Annotated in this window: 17 protein-coding genes and 1 tRNA gene; 11 read left to right on the top strand and 7 right to left on the bottom strand. The window is 35.8% G+C overall.

The genetic code is table 11. The annotated features are described in order from the left end of the window. Positions 1-264: 264 nt before the first annotated feature. From QLS65_RS04050 to QLS65_RS04060, 3 genes are all read right to left on the bottom strand, one after another. Positions 265-1,476 carry an MFS transporter gene (locus QLS65_RS04050; protein ID WP_282715358.1) on the bottom strand — a complete coding sequence of 404 codons (1,212 nt, stop codon included), beginning with the start codon at positions 1,474-1,476 and terminating at the stop codon, positions 265-267. Between the two features lie 180 nt (positions 1,477-1,656). Then, a complete protein-coding gene (locus tag QLS65_RS04055; RefSeq protein WP_282715360.1) occupies positions 1,657-2,697 on the bottom strand; it encodes a Gfo/Idh/MocA family oxidoreductase in 1,041 nt (346 codons plus the stop codon). A gap of 103 nt (positions 2,698-2,800) precedes the next feature. Next, complete coding sequence (locus tag QLS65_RS04060; RefSeq protein ID WP_282715362.1) at positions 2,801-3,871, bottom strand: NADH:flavin oxidoreductase/NADH oxidase; 1,071 nt, start codon at positions 3,869-3,871, stop codon at positions 2,801-2,803. A gap of 198 nt (positions 3,872-4,069) precedes the next feature. Here QLS65_RS04060 and rseP point away from each other — a divergent pair, with 198 nt between their 5' ends. The 3 genes from rseP (at position 4,070) to QLS65_RS04075 (ending at position 6,730) form a co-directional block, all read left to right on the top strand. Continuing rightward, the gene (gene rseP, locus QLS65_RS04065; protein WP_282715364.1) at positions 4,070-5,413 is read left to right on the top strand and encodes an RIP metalloprotease RseP; all 1,344 of its coding nucleotides are present in this window, start codon (positions 4,070-4,072) and stop codon (positions 5,411-5,413) included. Positions 5,414-5,552: 139 nt separating this feature from the next. Next, positions 5,553-5,626 (top strand) — tRNA-Asn (locus tag QLS65_RS04070). Between the two features lie 150 nt (positions 5,627-5,776). Then, complete coding sequence (locus tag QLS65_RS04075) at positions 5,777-6,730, top strand: sugar phosphate isomerase/epimerase family protein (RefSeq protein WP_282715366.1); 954 nt, start codon at positions 5,777-5,779, stop codon at positions 6,728-6,730. A 146-nt stretch (positions 6,731-6,876) separates the two neighbouring features. Here the strand turns inward: QLS65_RS04075 and QLS65_RS04080 are convergent, their stop codons facing one another. Continuing rightward, complete coding sequence (locus tag QLS65_RS04080; protein ID WP_099714018.1) at positions 6,877-7,221, bottom strand: winged helix-turn-helix transcriptional regulator; 345 nt, start codon at positions 7,219-7,221, stop codon at positions 6,877-6,879. A 98-nt stretch (positions 7,222-7,319) separates the two neighbouring features. On the opposite strand from QLS65_RS04080, the gene QLS65_RS04085 reads away from it, so the two are divergent. From QLS65_RS04085 to QLS65_RS04120, 8 genes are all read left to right on the top strand, one after another. Continuing rightward, positions 7,320-7,841 carry a DinB family protein gene (locus QLS65_RS04085; RefSeq protein WP_282715368.1) on the top strand — a complete coding sequence of 174 codons (522 nt, stop codon included), beginning with the start codon at positions 7,320-7,322 and terminating at the stop codon, positions 7,839-7,841. 9 nt (positions 7,842-7,850) lie between these two features. Then, positions 7,851-8,957, top strand: coding sequence for a hypothetical protein (locus QLS65_RS04090; protein WP_282715370.1), 1,107 nt, complete (start codon positions 7,851-7,853; stop codon positions 8,955-8,957). Next, a complete protein-coding gene (locus QLS65_RS04095) occupies positions 8,958-9,818 on the top strand; it encodes an alpha/beta fold hydrolase (protein WP_282715372.1) in 861 nt (286 codons plus the stop codon). 11 nt (positions 9,819-9,829) lie between these two features. Then, positions 9,830-10,525, top strand: a complete 696-nt coding sequence (locus QLS65_RS04100) for a LamG domain-containing protein (protein WP_282715374.1) — start codon at positions 9,830-9,832, stop codon at positions 10,523-10,525. A 279-nt stretch (positions 10,526-10,804) separates the two neighbouring features. Continuing rightward, positions 10,805-11,863, top strand: a complete 1,059-nt coding sequence (locus QLS65_RS04105; RefSeq protein ID WP_282715376.1) for a sensor histidine kinase — start codon at positions 10,805-10,807, stop codon at positions 11,861-11,863. After that, positions 11,860-12,612 carry a LytR/AlgR family response regulator transcription factor gene (locus QLS65_RS04110; RefSeq protein WP_282715378.1) on the top strand — a complete coding sequence of 251 codons (753 nt, stop codon included), beginning with the start codon at positions 11,860-11,862 and terminating at the stop codon, positions 12,610-12,612. The genes QLS65_RS04105 and QLS65_RS04110 overlap by 4 nt, the downstream gene beginning before the upstream one ends. 149 nt (positions 12,613-12,761) lie before the next feature. Then, positions 12,762-15,248, top strand: coding sequence for a TonB-dependent receptor (locus QLS65_RS04115; protein WP_282715380.1), 2,487 nt, complete (start codon positions 12,762-12,764; stop codon positions 15,246-15,248). A 109-nt stretch (positions 15,249-15,357) separates the two neighbouring features. Then, positions 15,358-15,750 carry a Dabb family protein gene (locus QLS65_RS04120; RefSeq protein WP_282715383.1) on the top strand — a complete coding sequence of 131 codons (393 nt, stop codon included), beginning with the start codon at positions 15,358-15,360 and terminating at the stop codon, positions 15,748-15,750. Between the two features lie 109 nt (positions 15,751-15,859). On the opposite strand, the gene QLS65_RS04125 is transcribed toward QLS65_RS04120, so the two are convergent. The 3 genes from QLS65_RS04125 to QLS65_RS04135 all read right to left on the bottom strand — a co-directional run bounded on the left by QLS65_RS04125 (position 15,860) and on the right by QLS65_RS04135 (position 18,143). Next, positions 15,860-16,927: an SDR family oxidoreductase gene (locus QLS65_RS04125; RefSeq protein WP_282715385.1), complete on the bottom strand. Its 1,068-nt coding sequence runs from the start codon at positions 16,925-16,927 to the stop codon at positions 15,860-15,862. A gap of 95 nt (positions 16,928-17,022) precedes the next feature. After that, complete coding sequence (locus QLS65_RS04130; protein WP_282715387.1) at positions 17,023-17,586, bottom strand: Crp/Fnr family transcriptional regulator; 564 nt, start codon at positions 17,584-17,586, stop codon at positions 17,023-17,025. Between the two features lie 137 nt (positions 17,587-17,723). Then, positions 17,724-18,143 (bottom strand): DUF2452 domain-containing protein, encoded by a 420-nt coding sequence (locus QLS65_RS04135; RefSeq protein ID WP_282711155.1) that lies wholly within the window; start codon positions 18,141-18,143, stop codon positions 17,724-17,726. Positions 18,144-18,286: the final 143 nt, after the last annotated feature.

Consider the following 18,286-nt stretch of genomic DNA (forward strand, 5'->3'; position numbering starts at 1 on the left):
TGGTATTTGAAATTTCTTATTGAAAGAATTATAATGTTAAATATACAAAAAAATAGTATACAATTGATTTTTAAATAAAATTTTTCTTATAAAAACAAAAAAAGTAGTAATTAGCCCCGATGGAAGCAAGTATCCTTTTTTATAAACGCTTGGAATTCATTCATCGTTTGGAATGCGAATAGGTTGCGTTTAAAAAAAGATACTGCGCACAGCGGGAGGATGTGTTATTATGGAAACAAAATGTAGTGCTCCTAATACTTCTATTTATTCGATTGCTTTGATTCTCGATACCATAATTGCGATGAGAATCCCAAAAATACCGATGAAAGCAAATGAAAATCGCAAGCTTGATAACTCAGCAATGTAACCGATAATAGGCGGTCCCATAAGAAAACCCAAGAAACTGACACTTGAAACTGTCGTTAACGCTACGCTGGGAGAAACGTTCGGGTTTTTTCCGGCAACGCTGTAAACGGTAGGCACAATCGTGGAAACTCCCAAACCAACAAACATAAATGCAATGGTTGCGGGGATGACAAACGGGAAAAATACTGCTGTAAAAAGCCCTGCGGAAATCATGATTCCACTGATTTGCAAAACGGTTTTTCGACCAAATTTATGAATAAGACCATCTCCTAAGAATCGTCCGCCCGCCATCATAATCATAAAAGAAGTGTATCCCAAAATCACTAATGGTCCGGGTGCTTTGATGACATCTTTGAAATAAACACCGCTCCAGTCAAACATAACTCCTTCACTTGCCATGCAACAAAAACCAATGATACCAAGCCAAATTAAGGCACTGTCCGGTTTTGAAAAGAGTTTTTTCTTTTCGGTTTTAACGGTTTCTTTCGCTTTTATTAAAAATTTATAATTGAAAGTAATCATCAAAAGCACGATTCCCGCAACGATTAAAAAATGTTGGTATGGATTAAGTTCCAAAGCCAGCATTCCTAAACCTACTAAAGCTCCCGTGAATCCGGCAAAACTCCACATTCCATGAAAAGAGGACATTATGGTTTTTTTGAAAAGGACTTCGGTATAAACACCTTGTGTATTGACAGCGATATTCGATAAATTACCAAAAATCCCAAATAAAAACAAGCCCAATGACAGTTGCCAAGCCTGAGCAGCCAAGCCCAAATTAGTCAAACATAAAACATAAAAAAGCAGGGATGCTATAAGAATACGGTGGCTCCCAAAACGAGTGACCAATTTACCGGAAAAAGGCATAGCAACCAATTGCCCTAATGGTAATGCAAATAAAATACTTCCTAAATCTCCTTCGCTTAACTGTAATGCTGTTTTAATATCCGGAATGCGGCTTGCCCAAGTGGCAAAACACAAACCCATTGCAAAATAAAACATGGAAACTGCCCAACGCGTTCTTTTCAAATAGGAAATCTTAGCGTCTTTATATGTTTTTTTGAATTTTGCTTTGGTTCTAAATCGGGATATAAAATTTAAGTCTATCAAGATAATTGGATTTTGAAATTTGATTTATCAAAATTACAAAATCCAATCATTGGTTGTTTCAAAACAACACATAAGAAAAAAATACATCGTTATTGTTTATAAAAATACAGATTACTGCTATAAAAAGTGATGGCCGCGAATTCGCGAATTCCTTTTATACTTGGTAATTGATAGTTGATTTTACAAATCAATCCCTTTTTTCTGGGCACTGCTTTGAATGGCTGCTTCAATAATTTGCATCACATGAACGCCATCTTGTGCCGTTACCGGTACCATAGCATCTTGTGCAATTGAATTGTAAACGCCGTCAAAAAAGTCATAATAATTCCCCTGAAGAGTTGGGATATATTCTTTTACTATTTCACCATTTATTTCTGTGTGTAAAAGTCCTTTTTTATCTGAAGATTCCGTTCCCCAAGTATCCAAATTCGGTTTCATTCCTAATTTTAATTCGTCTTCTTGTACATCGCCACGCGCTTTTAGAAAAGAGCCTTTCTTACCATGAACCACAAAAGACGGAATGGCTTCGCGAACAAAAAAACCCGCTTTTAATCGGACACGGAAATGGGAATAATACAATAAAATATCAATGTAATCATCTACCAAAGAATGTTCGCGTGTGATGCGAATATCCGCAAAAACCGATTGAGGCAAACCAAACAAACACAACGCCTGATCAATTAAATGTGGTCCTAAATCCTTCAGAATTCCAGCACCAGAATTCGCCGTTTCTTTGTGTTGTTTTGGACTTAAAATCGGATTGTAGCGATCAAAATGGAACTCGGCTTCCACAATTTCGCCAAGGACATTATCTGAAATGATTTTTTGTACCGTTTTGAAATCGCTGTCCCATCTTCTATTTTGGAAAACGGACAGTTTCAATCCTTTTTCTTTGGCTAAAGCCGCTAATTCCTGCGCTTGAGCAACAGTTGTGGTAAATGCTTTTTCGACTAAAGCATGTTTTCCTGCCAGTAAAACTTTTTTGGCATATTCATAATGTGTATCTACGGGCGTATTAACTACCACTAAATCAACATCATCTTGCAATAACTCTTCAATCGTGGCGTAACTTTTCACCGAAGGATAATCCTGATGAATTAATTTTTTACTTCGTTCCCAAGAACCTAGTAGTTCAAATCCGGGATGAAAATTTAAAAAAGGAGCATGAAATACTTTTCCGGACATTCCGTAGGAAAGCAAAGCAGTTTTTATTTTTTGCATGGTATTATTTTATAAAATACGAATTTATACTTTTTAATCTTAAGACTTATATTCAAATTTTAACCACATAAGGAATATAAGTTCATCGAAAAGATGGGTTTTGTTATTTAATTTTAGCTCTTTCGTATTGTTTAGGCCATTGAATATCCGCCTGAAGTTCCTCGGCAAATTTCAATCCTAAATTTGGATTTCTAAGCGATTCTCTGGCAAATAACACTAAATCTGCTTTTCCAGAAGCAATAATTTCCTCGGCTTGAGCGGCTTCGGTGATTAAACCAACTGCGCCAGTCAAAATTTCGGTTTCTTTTTTTATGCTTTCGGCAAAAGGAACTTGGTAGTTTGGGCCCAACGGAATTTGCTGGTGTGAGACTAATCCTCCCGAAGAAACATCGATTAAATCCACTCCTTTTTCTTTTAATATTTTCGAAAGTTGCACTGATTCTTCAGCATTCCATCCGCCTTCTGCCCAGTCTGTTGCCGAAATTCTAACAAATAAAGGTAAGTTCTCCGGCCATTCCGATTGAACTGCATCCACAACTTCTAGTGTCAAACGGATTCGGTTTTCAAAACTTCCACCGTATTCGTCAGTTCTAAAATTGGACAAAGGCGAAAGAAACTGATGCAACAAATAGCCGTGAGCTGCATGAATTTCCAGCACTTGAAAACCAGCTTGAACCGCTCTTTTAGTAGATGATTTAAAGTCGGAAATTACTTTTTCAATTCCCGTTTTATCTAATGCTATAGGTGTTTTTTCGTTATCATGATAAGCAACAGCACTTGGCGCAACAGTATTCCAACCGTCTTGTGAATCGTCTAGTTTTCTTCCGCCTTCCCAAGGAGCCGCAGCGCTTGCTTTTCTTCCGGCATGCGCCAATTGGATTCCGGGAACGGATTTCTGACTGACAATAAACTGATTAATTTGCTGCATTTTTTCGATTTGTTCGTCTTTCCAAAGTCCTAAATCTCCGGGAGAAATTCGACCTTCGGGAGAAACTGCAGTCGCTTCCTGAATAATTAATCCTGCACCACCGCTAGCGCGACTTCCCAGATGTACAAGATGCCAATCATTGGCAAAGCCATCTTGAGCAGAATATTGACACATGGGAGAAATTGTAATTCTATTTTTGAGCGTAATGCTCTTTATTTGGAGTGATGAAAACAATTGAGATGACATACCTTTTATTTTAATAAAATTTAAGTGAAGATAAAGGAAATTTCCTTTTTGGAAAAGTAAAGTTAAGGGACAACGACCAAACTAGGAATTGAATTTCTATTAATTAACAAACATTTAAAATGGTATGGAACAATTATTGTAAAATAAACAAATAGAAAACCTTACTTTTGTGAGTTGTAAAAGAACTAAAATTAAAAAATGGACATAGTTATCAAGCTTTCTCAATTTTTATTGAGCTTATCATTACTTATTATACTTCACGAATTAGGACATTTTATTCCTGCTAAACTGTTTAAAACCAGAGTCGAAAAATTCTACTTGTTTTTTGACGTTAAATATTCCCTTATAAAAAAGAAAATTGGCGAAACTGAATACGGTATCGGTTGGTTGCCTTTGGGCGGTTATGTAAAAATTTCCGGAATGATTGACGAGAGTATGGACAAGGAGCAAATGGCTTTACCTCCGCAACCATGGGAATTTCGTTCTAAACCGGCTTGGCAACGTTTGATTATTATGTTGGGTGGTGTTACCGTCAATTTTATTTTGGCTTTCATTATATATATCGGAATGGCATTTGCTTATGGCGATACTTATATTGCTAATGAAGATTTGAAAGACGGACTTTTGATTGAGAATCCAGCAATGAATAAAGTAGGTTTTCAAACTGGAGATAGAATTATTGCTATTGATGGTGAAAAAATCATCAAGTATGACAATGAGATGAATATCAAAATCATCATGGCTAAACAAGTCTTGATTGAAAGAAATGGAATAGAGCAAACTATAAAAATACCGGTTGATTTTGTGGATCAATTGTCTAAGTTAGAAAAAGGTACTTTGGTTTCGATTAGAAAACCATTTGCCATAACTTCAATTTCTGAAGGATCATTGAATACTAATTTACAACCAAAAGATATTATTTTGTCTTTAAATGGACAATCGACCAAATATTATGATCAGGTAACTTCGGTTTTGGAAAAGAATAAAAACAAAACTATTTCGGCTGTTGTTTTAAGAGATGAAAAACAAGTTCCGTTGCAACTTATTGTTTCTAAAGATGCAACATTAGGCATTGGCATTGGAAGCTTAGGAATGGAATCATTAAAGAAACTGGGATACTATAAAATCAGCAAACAGGAATTTAGTTTCATGGAATCTATTCCGGTTGGTATTACTAAAGGAAAAGATCAATTAGTAGGATATGGAAAACAATTGAAAATGATTTTCAGTCCAAGTACGGGTGCTTACAAACAAGTAGGTGGTTTTAAAGCGATATTTGATATTTTTCCTAATACTTGGAGCTGGGAAGTTTTCTGGAACATCACTGCTTTATTATCCATTATGCTTGGTGTAATGAACTTATTACCTATTCCGGCACTTGATGGTGGGCATGTAATGTTTTTATTATATGAAATCATCAGCGGTAAAAAACCAAGTGATAAATTCTTAGAGAATGCGCAAATGGTTGGTTTCGTATTACTTATAACACTGTTGTTATTCGCTAACGGAAACGACATTTACAAGTCAATTGTAGGGAAGTAAAAAAAATTAATTTTTTTTTAATTTTTGCTTGCGAAAATCAAATTAAGCCCTATCTTTGCACCGCTTTACAAGTGAAACACACTTCATCAATAAGCAACAAAAAAACGTTCATTCATTATCAGAATAAAAATATACAGTTTCCTTCTTAGCTCAGTTGGTTAGAGCATCTGACTGTTAATCAGAGGGTCCTTGGTTCGAGCCCAAGAGAGGGAGCTTTAAAAGCCTGACAGCAATGTCGGGCTTTTTTTATGTCCAAAAATTAGTGATTCCTGATTTTTAAATTTCGAAAAAAGGCATCCATTTTATATAAAATAATTTTTATTACCAAATAATTGATAAATTAGAGGTTCTAAATTATTTACTATGAAACGTCGTCAATTTCTTCAAAGTACTGCCCTTTTTTCTGTGGCCTCTTTAGTAAACGCAAATGAACTGTTTGCCCAAACTCCATTAATCAATAAAGCAGGCTTAGGTTTATTCTCTATCCCAAAAATGCTAGAGAATGACTTTGATGGTGCTTTTGCTATGTTAGCTAAAATGGGATACAAAGAAGTGGAATGTTTCGGTCCTTATGAATTCAGTACTGAAAAAGCAAAAGCTTCATGGAATGCCGTTACACCCCAACTAGGATTTAAAGGGAGCGGCTTCTTTAACAAAACTGCTGCTGATTTTTTTAAAGCAGCGAAATCAAATGGCATTAGTATTCCTGCCATGCATACTGATTTAGATACACTATCAAATAATATGGGTCCATTGGCGGAAGCCGCTAATTTAATCGGTGCAAAATATGTGGTACTGCCTTCCATTCCAGATGCTGAAAGGAAAAACTTGGACGATTATAAACGAGTAGCAGAAAAATTCAACTCGATTGGTGCTGAAGCCAAGAAAGAAGGAATTCGTTTTGCCTATCACAATCATGGTTATGGTTTAAACAATGTGAATGGCGTAATGCCGTTAAATATTATTTTTGACCAAACTGACCCTAGCCTGGTTTATTTTGAAATGGATCTTTATTGGACAATAGCCGGCGGAGCAGATCCTGTAGAATTATTCAAAAAGCACAAAGACAGGTATAAAATGGTCCATATAAAAGACATGAAAGAAGCTAAAAGATTTGCAGGAGATGGTGGCGATGCATCACAATGGATCAGTCTTTTTCCATATATGACTTCGTGTGGTGAAGGTGTGCTAGATTTGCCTACAATACTTACTGCTGCTAAACAAAATGGTGTGGAGCATTTCTTCGTGGAACAAGATATGGTACAATCACCTGAAATAGCATTGAAAAAAAGTATCGATTATTTAAAGTCACTTTAAATTTATATAGGCTTTTTTCTTAGAAAGAGAACTGTAAAGCCTGACAACAATGTCGGGCTTTTTTATGCACAGAAATTAGGGATTTCTGATTTTTTAGGGATTAAAATTTTAAAGAATTTGTTGACCGCAATTATGGATTGGTTTTTCTACTTCACCATTTCGGTAACAATCTTTTTTGCTTCATTCGAATTACCCCAGCTTGCGATTTCATGCAAAACAGGCATCAAACTTTTCCCCGAATCGGATAACGTATATTCTACTCTTTGCGGGCTTTCTTTAAACTCTTTTCGTTCAATTAATCCTAAAGTCTCTAATTCTTTTAATTCATTAGAAAGCACTTTGTTAGAAATAGCAGGCATTAATTGGTTCAGTTTCCCGAACCGCAATGAACTTTCGCCAATACAATTCAATATTATAGGTTTCCATTTTCCACCAAAAATGGACATGGCTCGTGTTACAGGACAATCATAAGGGTTTTCTATATATCTCATATAATTTGTAGTAACCTACTGGTTACCGGTATTTAATTTCTTGGTTACAAATATACACTAATGATTGTAAATTTGTAAAAACTATAAAAACAAGAAACATGAAAAAGATTGTATTACTTCTGACCGTATTTTTATCTATGAGCAATTTGAATGTACAAACAACAACAGTAGATATTCTTAAAGACTGGGAAAGAGCCAAAGCGTATACTAAAGAATATCTGGATGCAATGCCTGAAAGTGGCTATTCCTTTAAGCCAACAAAAGAAATGCGTTCTTTCTCAGGTCAAGTTTTACACTTGAGCGATGCGATATATGGTTTTGTGGGTTCCGCAACCGATGAGAAACCGCCAGTAGGTTTTGGGGATTTAGAAAAATCGGGTGATGAGAACAAAGCAAGCGTTACCGCCAAAGTAATGGCTTCCTATGATTTTGCTATTAATGCTATCAAAAAATATCCTAATGCAAAACTTTCGGAGCCTATTAAATTGTTCGGACAATTTGATATGAACAGAGAGCAGGTTTTAAACAAATGTTTTGAACATCAAACCCATCACAGAGCACAAACTACTGTTTATTTGAGATTAGTGGGCGCTACACCTCCAGCTGAAAAATTGTTTTAAAACCTACATATGAAAATCAATAAAAGGATTTGGCTGGCAATTATTTTGCTGGCTTCCATAAATATATTTGCTCAAGAAAATACTAGTGAGAAAAAAATTGGTATACATTTATATGTGAATCCAAATGTAGGAAAAGATGATTCCGATGGTACAAAGGACAAGCCGATTAAATCATTACCCGAAGCGGCGAAACGGGTCAACAAAATGGTTGGAGAGGGGACTATTGAAGTGTATCTGTCATCCGGAACGTATGGCTTATCTGAAACAGCCGCTTTTAATCCCGTGAATTGGAAATTTTCAAAAAAGGATCGTTTGATTATTCGTGCTGAAATTTTACCTGATAGCACGGTTTGGAATCCAAGTAAAATGCCAATTATTATTTCAACAATGCCTTTTAACTTAGAAATAAATGATAAAAAGGAAGTAACAGGTGGTTCGAATTATGGCATTTTGATTGAAACCAGTCATGTGACAATTCAAGGATTACGTATATTGGGAGAACCAGTACACGAAAAACCTTCTGAAGGAGCATTAGTTCGAAATTATCCTATCGTTTGGGACGGTAAGAATTTAAGAGATTTGAGAATAACACAATGTTTGTTTTTAGGCAACATATTTGCTTTGCCAAATCACTTAGGGATTCTAGCTAGCGGTAAAGAATTAGAGGTTGACCATTGTGTTTTTTATGGTGTTAAAGATGCTGTTGTTATGTGGAATACACCGGCAGATCAATGTACAATGCACCACAATTTGATTTTAAATAGTTATGGAGCCGTCGTATGGACGTGGTCCACAATGGAGGATTTTAAATTTTATAATAATGTAATCAGTGGTGCCAATGTATTGTGGGTTCTAGAAAAAGAAGCAAAAAATGCTTACACGATTCAAAATTCTATGTTGGTTGGCTATAATGAATTAGTGAATAAAGGTGGTGGTCCACAAGATTTTGGAATCCCAGCCGATCCAAAAAAATTAAAGTATAATTCAGATTTTAAGATTAAAAAAACGGGAAGTTTGGCAGTTGAAGAAGATCAAACCAGTCGTTATTATTTACAATTGAAGCCGGGAACATTAGGAACTGCCTATGATGCAGGATTATTTTATAAAGTAAAGTAGATGAAAAAAGTAATAGTATTTTTAGTAAATGTAGTTTTTTGTTGTGGTGCGTTTGCACAAAAACCGTTACGACATTTTATGCAGCCACCAAATGTAATTAATACCATTCCCTATGGTAATAATCCACAGGCAGGGCATTATGTACAATCTAAAGATGCCAAAATTTATTACGAAGTATACGGCAAAGGGCAACCCATTATAATATTACATGGCGGATTGTTTGGTTCAACCGTAGAAATGGCAAAAATCATAGATAGTCTTTCAGTTGATTTTCAGGTAATCGCTGTTTCTACCCGTGGGCATGGGAAATCAGAAATTGGAACCGAACCATTGACATTAGAACAAAGAGCGAATGATGTACTGGCAGTAATCCAAAAAGTAACTTCAGAAAAAGTAATGATTCTTGGATTTAGTGATGGCGGATTTACCGCTTACAAGTTCGGCTCAATGTATCCTGATAAAGTTAAAAAAATGATTGTTATAGGTGCCGGTATTTTATATCCCGGATTAAGGGATTTTAGTTTTAACTTCAATCAAGCGATGGAAATGGATGCGGAATTTTGGGCACAACAACGCGACTTAATGCCAGAACCGAATCGACTGAAAGAGGTGTTTCAGCAAATTGCCGCTTGTTATAGCCAACTTACTGTAGGAGCTGAATTATTGGGCGCTATCCAATGTCCCGTTTTAGTGATGGCGGGCGACCGAGATGAGGGCAACTCCGTACAAAATGTTTTAAATGCCACATTGCTAATTCCCAATCATCAGTTAGCGATTATTCCAAATGCTGGTCATCCTGCTTTTATTATAAATTTTAACGCCTCCTGGGCAAGTATAGTTCCGTTCATAAAAGAAAACTAAATCCGTTCAAAATGAAAAAAGCACTTATATTGAGTATCCTTATTTTACAAATTACGGGAGTATTTGCTCAAAAATTCACCTGGGATAAACATGAATTTGAAGCTGTAAATACCAAAGCAGAAATCGTCAATATGGACGGTGTCCAAGTCTTAAAAGTGGAGCGTGATTTAATTGCCTTTCCTTTTGATGAGAAAAACATAGACACTTCAACGGATGGTCCTACATACGTTAAATTAACTAATGTTGCTATGGAGAACGGAACGATTGAAGTTAAAATGTTAAGCCGAATCATGGAAAATTCCCCTTTTCCTGCTGCGCGTGGATTTATTGGCGTAGCATACCGCGTAGATCAGGAAAATAAAAATTTTGATGCTATTTATCTTCGTCCAAGTAATGGAAGAGCCGATGATCAATTGAGGCGCAACCACACCATTCAGTATTTTTCCTATCCGGGAAATACCTTTGGCCGCTTGAGAAAAGAAGCGAACGGTTTATATGAAACCTATGCTGATATTGGTTTAAACGAATGGATTGATGTGCGTATTGAATTTCAAGATGAAAAGGCAGTTTTGTACATCAATAACCAAAAATCGCCTTCATTTATCGTTACTAAAATGCTGGGGACTTCTAAAACTGGCAGTATTGCACTTTGGGTTGAGATAGGAACAGTAGGATATTTTAAAGATTTAAAAGTGACGATGAAATGATTGATTCTTAAATTCGATGATTCTTGGATAAAAAACCCGACAGTACTGTCGGGCTTTTTTATGGCTGAAAATTTGCAATTGCTTTTTATGTTTTCCACCAATTCGTTGACCAGATTAAATTTGTACTTTTCACCTATTCATCTCCATTCTTAAATCAAAACGAAGCCTTTCATTTTTTCTCAGATGAACTAGAGCTATCTGTCGATATTCTATAGGAAACTGCCGATTCTCATTTTGGGACTTAATTTATTGCGTATATTTATTTTTAAATTGTACCGGATGAAACCATTTTCAGTCAAAGACATTTCGATTTTTTCAAAAGCTTTACTCTTTCTTGGGTTGCTTATAGTTCAAAGTATGCCACTATACATGAATATTAGTTTTCCAATGGAATTTTGGATCAAACAAATCTTCATGTATGTTTTATGGATTTCCGTATTTTATCTTACCTATAAAATAATCATCCCTACTCTTTTATTTCAAGGCAAGAACGGTTTTTTCTTTATTGCAATATGCATTCTTATAGTATCAGTTCTGTACATTAGTGACACTTTTAACTCACTCATAAACCTTGATGCTATTTTAAATCAGCATTTTAAAATTTCGAAAAAAGATAACTTACAAGGTGCTTTGATATCAAATTTAAGTGAAATCATAATAACCTTATTAATGGTGGGAGCCAGCACAGTCATAAGTGTTGCCAAAAAACTGCAAGTGGAAACCCAAGTGCGACAAAATCTTGAAAAGGAAAAAGTCACTTCGGAATTATCATTCCTGAAATCTCAAATCAATCCTCACTTTTTTTTCAATATCCTGAACAGTATTTATGCTTTGGCGGGTACCGAAAATCAACCGGCACGGGAAGCCATATATACGTTGTCACACATGATGCGCTATGTGCTTTATGATACTAAAAACAACTTGACAACGCTAAGCAAAGAAATAGGTTTTGTAACCGATTATCTTAAATTGATGGAACTCAGAATAACAGATAAAGTGCAGGTAATATTTGAAAAACCTACAAGTATCAAGGATGTGGAAGTAGCGCCAATGCTATTTTTACCTTTTATCGAAAATGCCTATAAACATGGAATCAGCGGGATTTATCCAAGCTATATTTACATCGGAATTGAGCAGTCCGAAAAATTGCTGCAAATTGAAGTCCGCAATTCTATATTTGAAAATCAAACCCTAAGCAAAGAAGAAAGCAACGGAATTGGTTTAATTAATACCCGCCGAAGACTCGATTTGATTTATCCGGGCAAGTATGAATTGTCTACTAATGAAGATACCCTTCAAATGGAATACACGGTAATCTTAAAATTACAAATCTCATGATATTAAAATGTATCGCGGTTGATGACGAGCCGCTGGCGTTACAAATTCTAGTTTCTTATATAGAACAAACGCCATCCTTAGCATTAGTGGGACAGTTTTCGAATGCCATCGAAGCATTAAAAGCAATCCATGAACAGGATATTGACCTGATTTTTCTTGATATTCGAATGCCGGACATAAACGGAATTGAACTGGCAAAAATTGTCGAACAATACCATGTAAAAGGGAATTTAAGAATCATATTTACAACGGCTTTTGACCAGTACGCGCTTGATGGTTACAAGGTAGATGCACTTGATTATCTTTTAAAACCTTTTAGTTTTGTTGATTTCAGTAAATCCGTTGCAAAGGCGCTGGGTTATTTTGAGCTCATCCGAAACCCGGAACAGGAAGTACAAAAACTGAGTCCGCCAATTCCCGAAACTGAAGTTGCTTATATTTATCTAAAATTTGAATACCAGCTCGTTAGAATCGCAGTCGATGATATCATTTATGTAGAAAGCATGAAAGATTATGTAAAAGTATTCCGCCTCAGCGAAGACAAGCCCTTATTGTCACTGACAAGTATGAAATCATTAGAGGAAAAGCTTCCTGAAAATAAATTTATGCGCATTCACAGGTCTTATATTGTATCGCTTGATAAAATAAAATCTGCTACAAAAAACTCCGTCCAAATTGACAAAATCACCATTGCTGTCACTGACCAATACAAAGATAATTTCATGAAATTTTTCCAAGACTGGGCTTAAAAGTTTGGATTGTAAAAATTCCGTCGACGTTCTCCGCCTCTCTGTCGAATGTGCTGGCATATGTTCCTCTTAAGATGTTGCTTTGTACCGTAATCCAAACGAATTTATTGAAATAATTCTAATGGATTTGGAACTTAAAATATCTTGAAATGAAAAAAATCATCCTTATTACCGTAATGCTTTTTGCTGTTTTATCTGTAAAATCCCAAAATTTTACTGGAACGAACAGTTTAAAAGGAAAAATTTCTGGTACCGTAATCGATTCGATAACTCAGGCACCGGTAGATTATGCTTCGGTAAGCCTTTTCAAAATTAACTCAACGAAACCAGTAACAGGCGTTTTGACCGATGCTACCGGAAATTTCAAATTGAGTGAAGTTGAAGCTGGAACCTATACTGTCACCATTTCGTTTATTGGCTACAATGACAAAACTATTAAATCCGTAATTACAACAGATGCAAAACTGGATCTTGAGATTGGGAAAGTAATTCTAAGTCCGGAAACAAACACGTTGAAAGAAGTTGTTGTGGTTGGAAAAACGCAACAAGTAACAAACAAGATTGATAAAATTGTTTACAACGTAGAAAAAGATTTGACGGCAGGTGGCGGTAATGCTACAGATGTTTTGCAAAAAGTTCCTATGGTAAATGTGGATATTGACGGCAATGTATCCATTCGTGGAGATGCAAATGTACGTGTGCTTATCAACGGAAAACCATCGGGAGCAACTTCTGCCAACCTTGCGGATGTGTTGAAAACAATACCGGCTGACCAAATCAAAAATATCGAAGTGGTTACTTCGCCATCCGCAAAATATGATGCAGAAGGATCTGCCGGAATCATAAACATTATCACCAAACAAAAAAGTGTTTCGGGAGTGAGTGGGTCTGTAAGTGGCGGTATTGGCACGAGACAAAATAACCTTAATGCCAATATTAATTATAACAAAAACCGTTTCAGCCTTTCGGCGAATGTTGGATTCAACAATGGTTGGCCTCAAGAATCCGATTCCGAATCGAATCAAATTTTGAACAATAGTACTGCCAACAGTTTACAAACGACCAAAGGTACTAATGAAGTGCAACGTAGCGGCGTAGTAGCATCTGTAACGGCAGGATATGATTTTAATGCTTTCAACAGTTTAAGCACAACCTTTAGATATAATGAAGGAGGATTTGAACGAACAGGTACCAATGAAAATCAGTTTACTGATTATATGAATCCTTCAAATAGTACTGCTTATACCAGACAAAGCAGCGCGAAAAATTCTTTTGGAGGATTCGACTGGAGCCTGAATTATGCCCATAAATTTGCAAAAGAGGGACATGAACTTACCTTTTCATCACAATGGAGTCACAATATAGTGGAAACCAATTACCAAAATATCTACTCTGGTTTTTATACCAATCAAAAAGCAAATAATGACGGAAATAATGATGAATACACGCTTCAATTGGATTACACCTTGCCGGTAACTGAAAAATTTAAACTGGAAGCCGGAGGTAAAACAATCATCAGAAAGATTTCTAGTGATTTTCAAAATTACGTTCCTGATGCACAAAATGCATTTGTTTTTGACCCAATCAGTTCTAATTTATACAATTACGATCAGGATGTTGCGTCGCTTTATACAGTAGGAACGGTTACTTTACCCAAAGGTTTTACTGTAATGGCAGGTGCGCGTTTTGAAAACACAGCCATCAAAGGTGATCCTACAAATGCGCTGCAAACCGATTTAAGTCCATTCAAAATTAACTACGGGACATTTATTCCAAGTTTTACCGTACAGAAAGCATTGTCAGCATCGTCTTCTTTAAAATTGACGTACAGCAAACGTATTTCAAGACCAAGCTTTACCTACCTCAACCCATTTATTAATAAATCAAATATTCAAGCACAAACACAAGGAAATCCAACCCTTGATCCTGAAGTTTCACAAACTGTAGAATTTGGATATTCCACATTTTCGCAAAAGCGTACGCTGAATATTTCGGCCTATTATAGATATACATCAGACTTAATCGAAGGTATTGCCACACCTTTATCAGACGAGACAGGAACAATCACTAATTATCAAAACATTGGAAACAATAAATCGTTTGGAATGAGTTTTTTCGGTTCTGTAAATCCGTTTAAGATATTAACCTTGCGTGGAAACTTTAATGCCTTTACCTACAAACCAGATCCATCCGGGGCATACAATCTGGAACAATCCACAAATGGCACATCCATACAATATTCTGCGTTCGTGAGTGGGACACTTCAATTTAAAAACGATATTTCTGCGGAAGCGTTTGTAATCCAAAATTCTTCTAAGAAAACACTGCAAGGCACCAGTCCAGCTTTTAATTTAATGGTTTTTGGAGTCAAAAAGCAATTATGGAAAAAAACAGCATCCTTTGGATTGAACATAGTGTCACCATTCAAAAAGGATTTGGAATTTAAACAAAATTCAAGTGGACAAGGCTTCAGCCAAAGCAGTACTTTTAAATTTCCTATCCGTTCTTTTGGAGTTACATTCAGTTATAATTTTGGTTCAATGAATTTTACTGGAGCTAAAAAGAAAGGCGTTAATAATGATGACCTTAAAGAAGGAGATCAAAACAATCAAGGGGGCATGCCTGCCATAAAATAAGACTATAAAAATAGAATACAATTCCAAAAGGTTATTCAAACAAATAAAAAGAGTTATTTTTCTTTTATATTTTTAAAATTTCGATATTTACCTATTAAAAAATAAATTAATGATGATACGAAGAAGATTTATTGGTTCCGCAGCTTTATTTGGAGTTGCCGGTATTATGGGCTTTGCAATGCGTCCAAAGAAAAAATCATTGTTACACCATGTCTTTTTTTGGTTAAAGAACCCACAATCAGAAGCTGATAGACAACAATTGATTACTGGTTTGAAAACTTTAGCAGGAATTCCAACGATTCGTCAAATTCATGTGGGCGTTTTAGCTTCGACCGAGAAACGGGAAGTTGTAGACACCTCTTGGGATGTTTCAGAGCTGATGTTTTTTGATGATGAAGCCGGACAAAAAATATATCAGGACCACCCTATTCATCAGGATTTTATAAAGAACTGTTCTCATTTATGGGAAAAAGTAGTGGTTTATGATGCTATAGATGTATAAATATTGAAGGTGTTGGCTGTTGCCAACACAAGAAAAACACAACTAACAAAGGGTTACAAGAAATAAATCTTGAAACCCTTTTTTATGCGCACTACTTTAGTTTCGACAACTACGGAATTAATCGGTCAATACGGAGCTGTTCAAACAAATCGTAAAAGGAATCTTCCGTTCTTTGAAAAACAGGAAATCCGAGTTTACGACTTTTAGACATATCCGTCATGACTTCAATTGGTCTCCCTAAGTCAAGATCAGTATGCCACGCAGAAGCCAATTTATTTAAATCAGACTCTTCAAGAGCATATTGAACAGCAATGTTTTTCCAAACCGGAGCTTCATTTACCATTTGTTCTTCAAGTGGATGAATTGTGCCGACAAACCCTATTGCTTCAATCCCGAATGATGCAGCTATTTTTTTCCAAAGCCATTTCCAACGAAAAAAATCTCCATTTACTACATTGAATGCTTCGTTACGAGCCGCTTCTGTAGTGGAAGCCCATATTAAATGTTCTGCCAATACTCTGGCATCCGTAACATCTGAAAGTCCATCCCATTGTGCTGCTGAACCCGGCCACTGAAATGGCTTTCCTGTTTCTTTACAAATACTGGCATACACCGCGAGCGTAGTTCCCAGATTCATTAAGTTGCCTACCGCTTTTCCTATAACCGTATGCGGGCGGTGGATGCTCCATGTAAAACCATCTCGCGCTGCAGCGGCATACACTTCATCTTCTTGAGCATAATAAAAATTCTCTATTTCAAGACGCGGTTGCTCTTCCCTAAGTGGAGTTTCAGGCAAAAACCCTTCTTTGGCGTAAGCCTCAAACGGCCCAAGATAATGTTTCAGTCCTGTAACAAGCGCTACGTGTTGCACTAAATTTTTAGGCGATAATGCTTCGAGAAGGTTTCTGACCATTAAGCTGTTCACGCGTATGTTTTCGGCTTCAGAGCCCTGACGCATCCAACTTGTAATGTAAATGTGTGTGGGAGAAATATCTTTTAAAGCTATTTTTAAATTCTCCAAATCCAAAAGATCTGCAGCAACTGGCTGAAGATTTTCTATGTCTTTTCTTGGGTTTCTGGCTAAACCGAAAGTCGTCCAGCCTTTAGCAATAAGTTTTTCTGCGAGATTGCTACCCGTTATTCCGGTAGCTCCAACTACTAACGCTATATTTTCCATAATTCTATTTTAAAATTTTACGAAGTACAAAATTCGAAAACATTCTATGGATTATAAAGGACATACCTCACAGAAAATTTGTGACCTATATCACATCAATGTGACAAACGACTCAATGTTTCTCTTGAAATACCAAGATAAGATGCTATCAAAGTTTTAGGAATGCGGTGAATCAAATCTGGATATAACTGGATAAATTGCGTGTATCGTTCCTCTGAATTCTTGCTCATTAATGATAGAATTCGGTTTTGAAGCGCAATATTACCAGCGGTCATTTTTTGCAAAAAGAAGAATTCTATTTTCTGCAACTCGGCACACAGCTTTTCTCTGTTATCAAGGGTAATGTAATAGGTTTGCGCGTCTTCTAAGCAGTCAATATTGAGTGTGGCATTCTGGTTATTATAAAAACCCTGATTATCCGTTATCCACCAATCTTCCATGGCAAATTGCAAAATATGGCTCTTACCCGATTTGTCTATATAAAAAGATTTCAACAGCCCTTTTACAACAAAATGAACATACGGAACAGGATTTTCCTGCTGAACAATGTATTGATGTTTTTTATACTTACCAACAGAAAAGTGAGAGAGCACCAATTGAAATTCATCATCTGTTACTGGTACAATTTTCTCAATTTGTCTTCTTAAAACTGCTTCCATAGTTCGTTTTGTTAATATCCGATAAAAATACGAATTAAAAGAACGATTAAAAATCTTTACAATCGCAAACATGAATAGCAGAAAATTTTTGTACAATTTTTGATTAAATTGAAAACTACATTCTCGGTTATTTTATTTTAATAAAAATGTGAATCTTGTGCATTCAAGAGAATCCATTTTTTGTCACTATTGAGTTTAAAGGTGCCAATATGTTCCTTGTTCCATTCATTAGGACCTATTAATGAAAGAAAATTTACACCTTCAGCATCTCTATACAAATGATAGATTTCCCCAATAACGGGTTCAAATGAAAATTTAGCACTGTATACTAATTCGTTCCATTCGTATTCCTGCATCAGTTTTTCATATTGCAGTTTCAGTTCATTAAATTTATTGCCTAGCTCTTTATTCACATTATCAATTCCTCTGCTTTTCCAGGAAACCACGTCATCAACTCTAATCACCGGTGCTCCAACTCCAGTTGCGTAAGGCAGAACATTGGCATTATATCCTGCTTCGACTGTGTATACAACATTATCTGGTTTTTTATTTTCCATTTACTTTTTCTTTTATTTTAAGATAATTAATTAACCTGAGTAATTAATTAATACCGACTAGTTTCATGTATAATTTTTTAAAGATGAATTCGAAATATTTATTCGTTCAAAAGTATTCTTTGATTCCCAAATTTTACTCAAAA

Origin of the sequence: Flavobacterium algoritolerans (assembly GCF_030010385.1) — a bacterium.
GTDB classification, from domain to species: Bacteria; Bacteroidota; Bacteroidia; order Flavobacteriales; family Flavobacteriaceae; genus Flavobacterium; species Flavobacterium algoritolerans.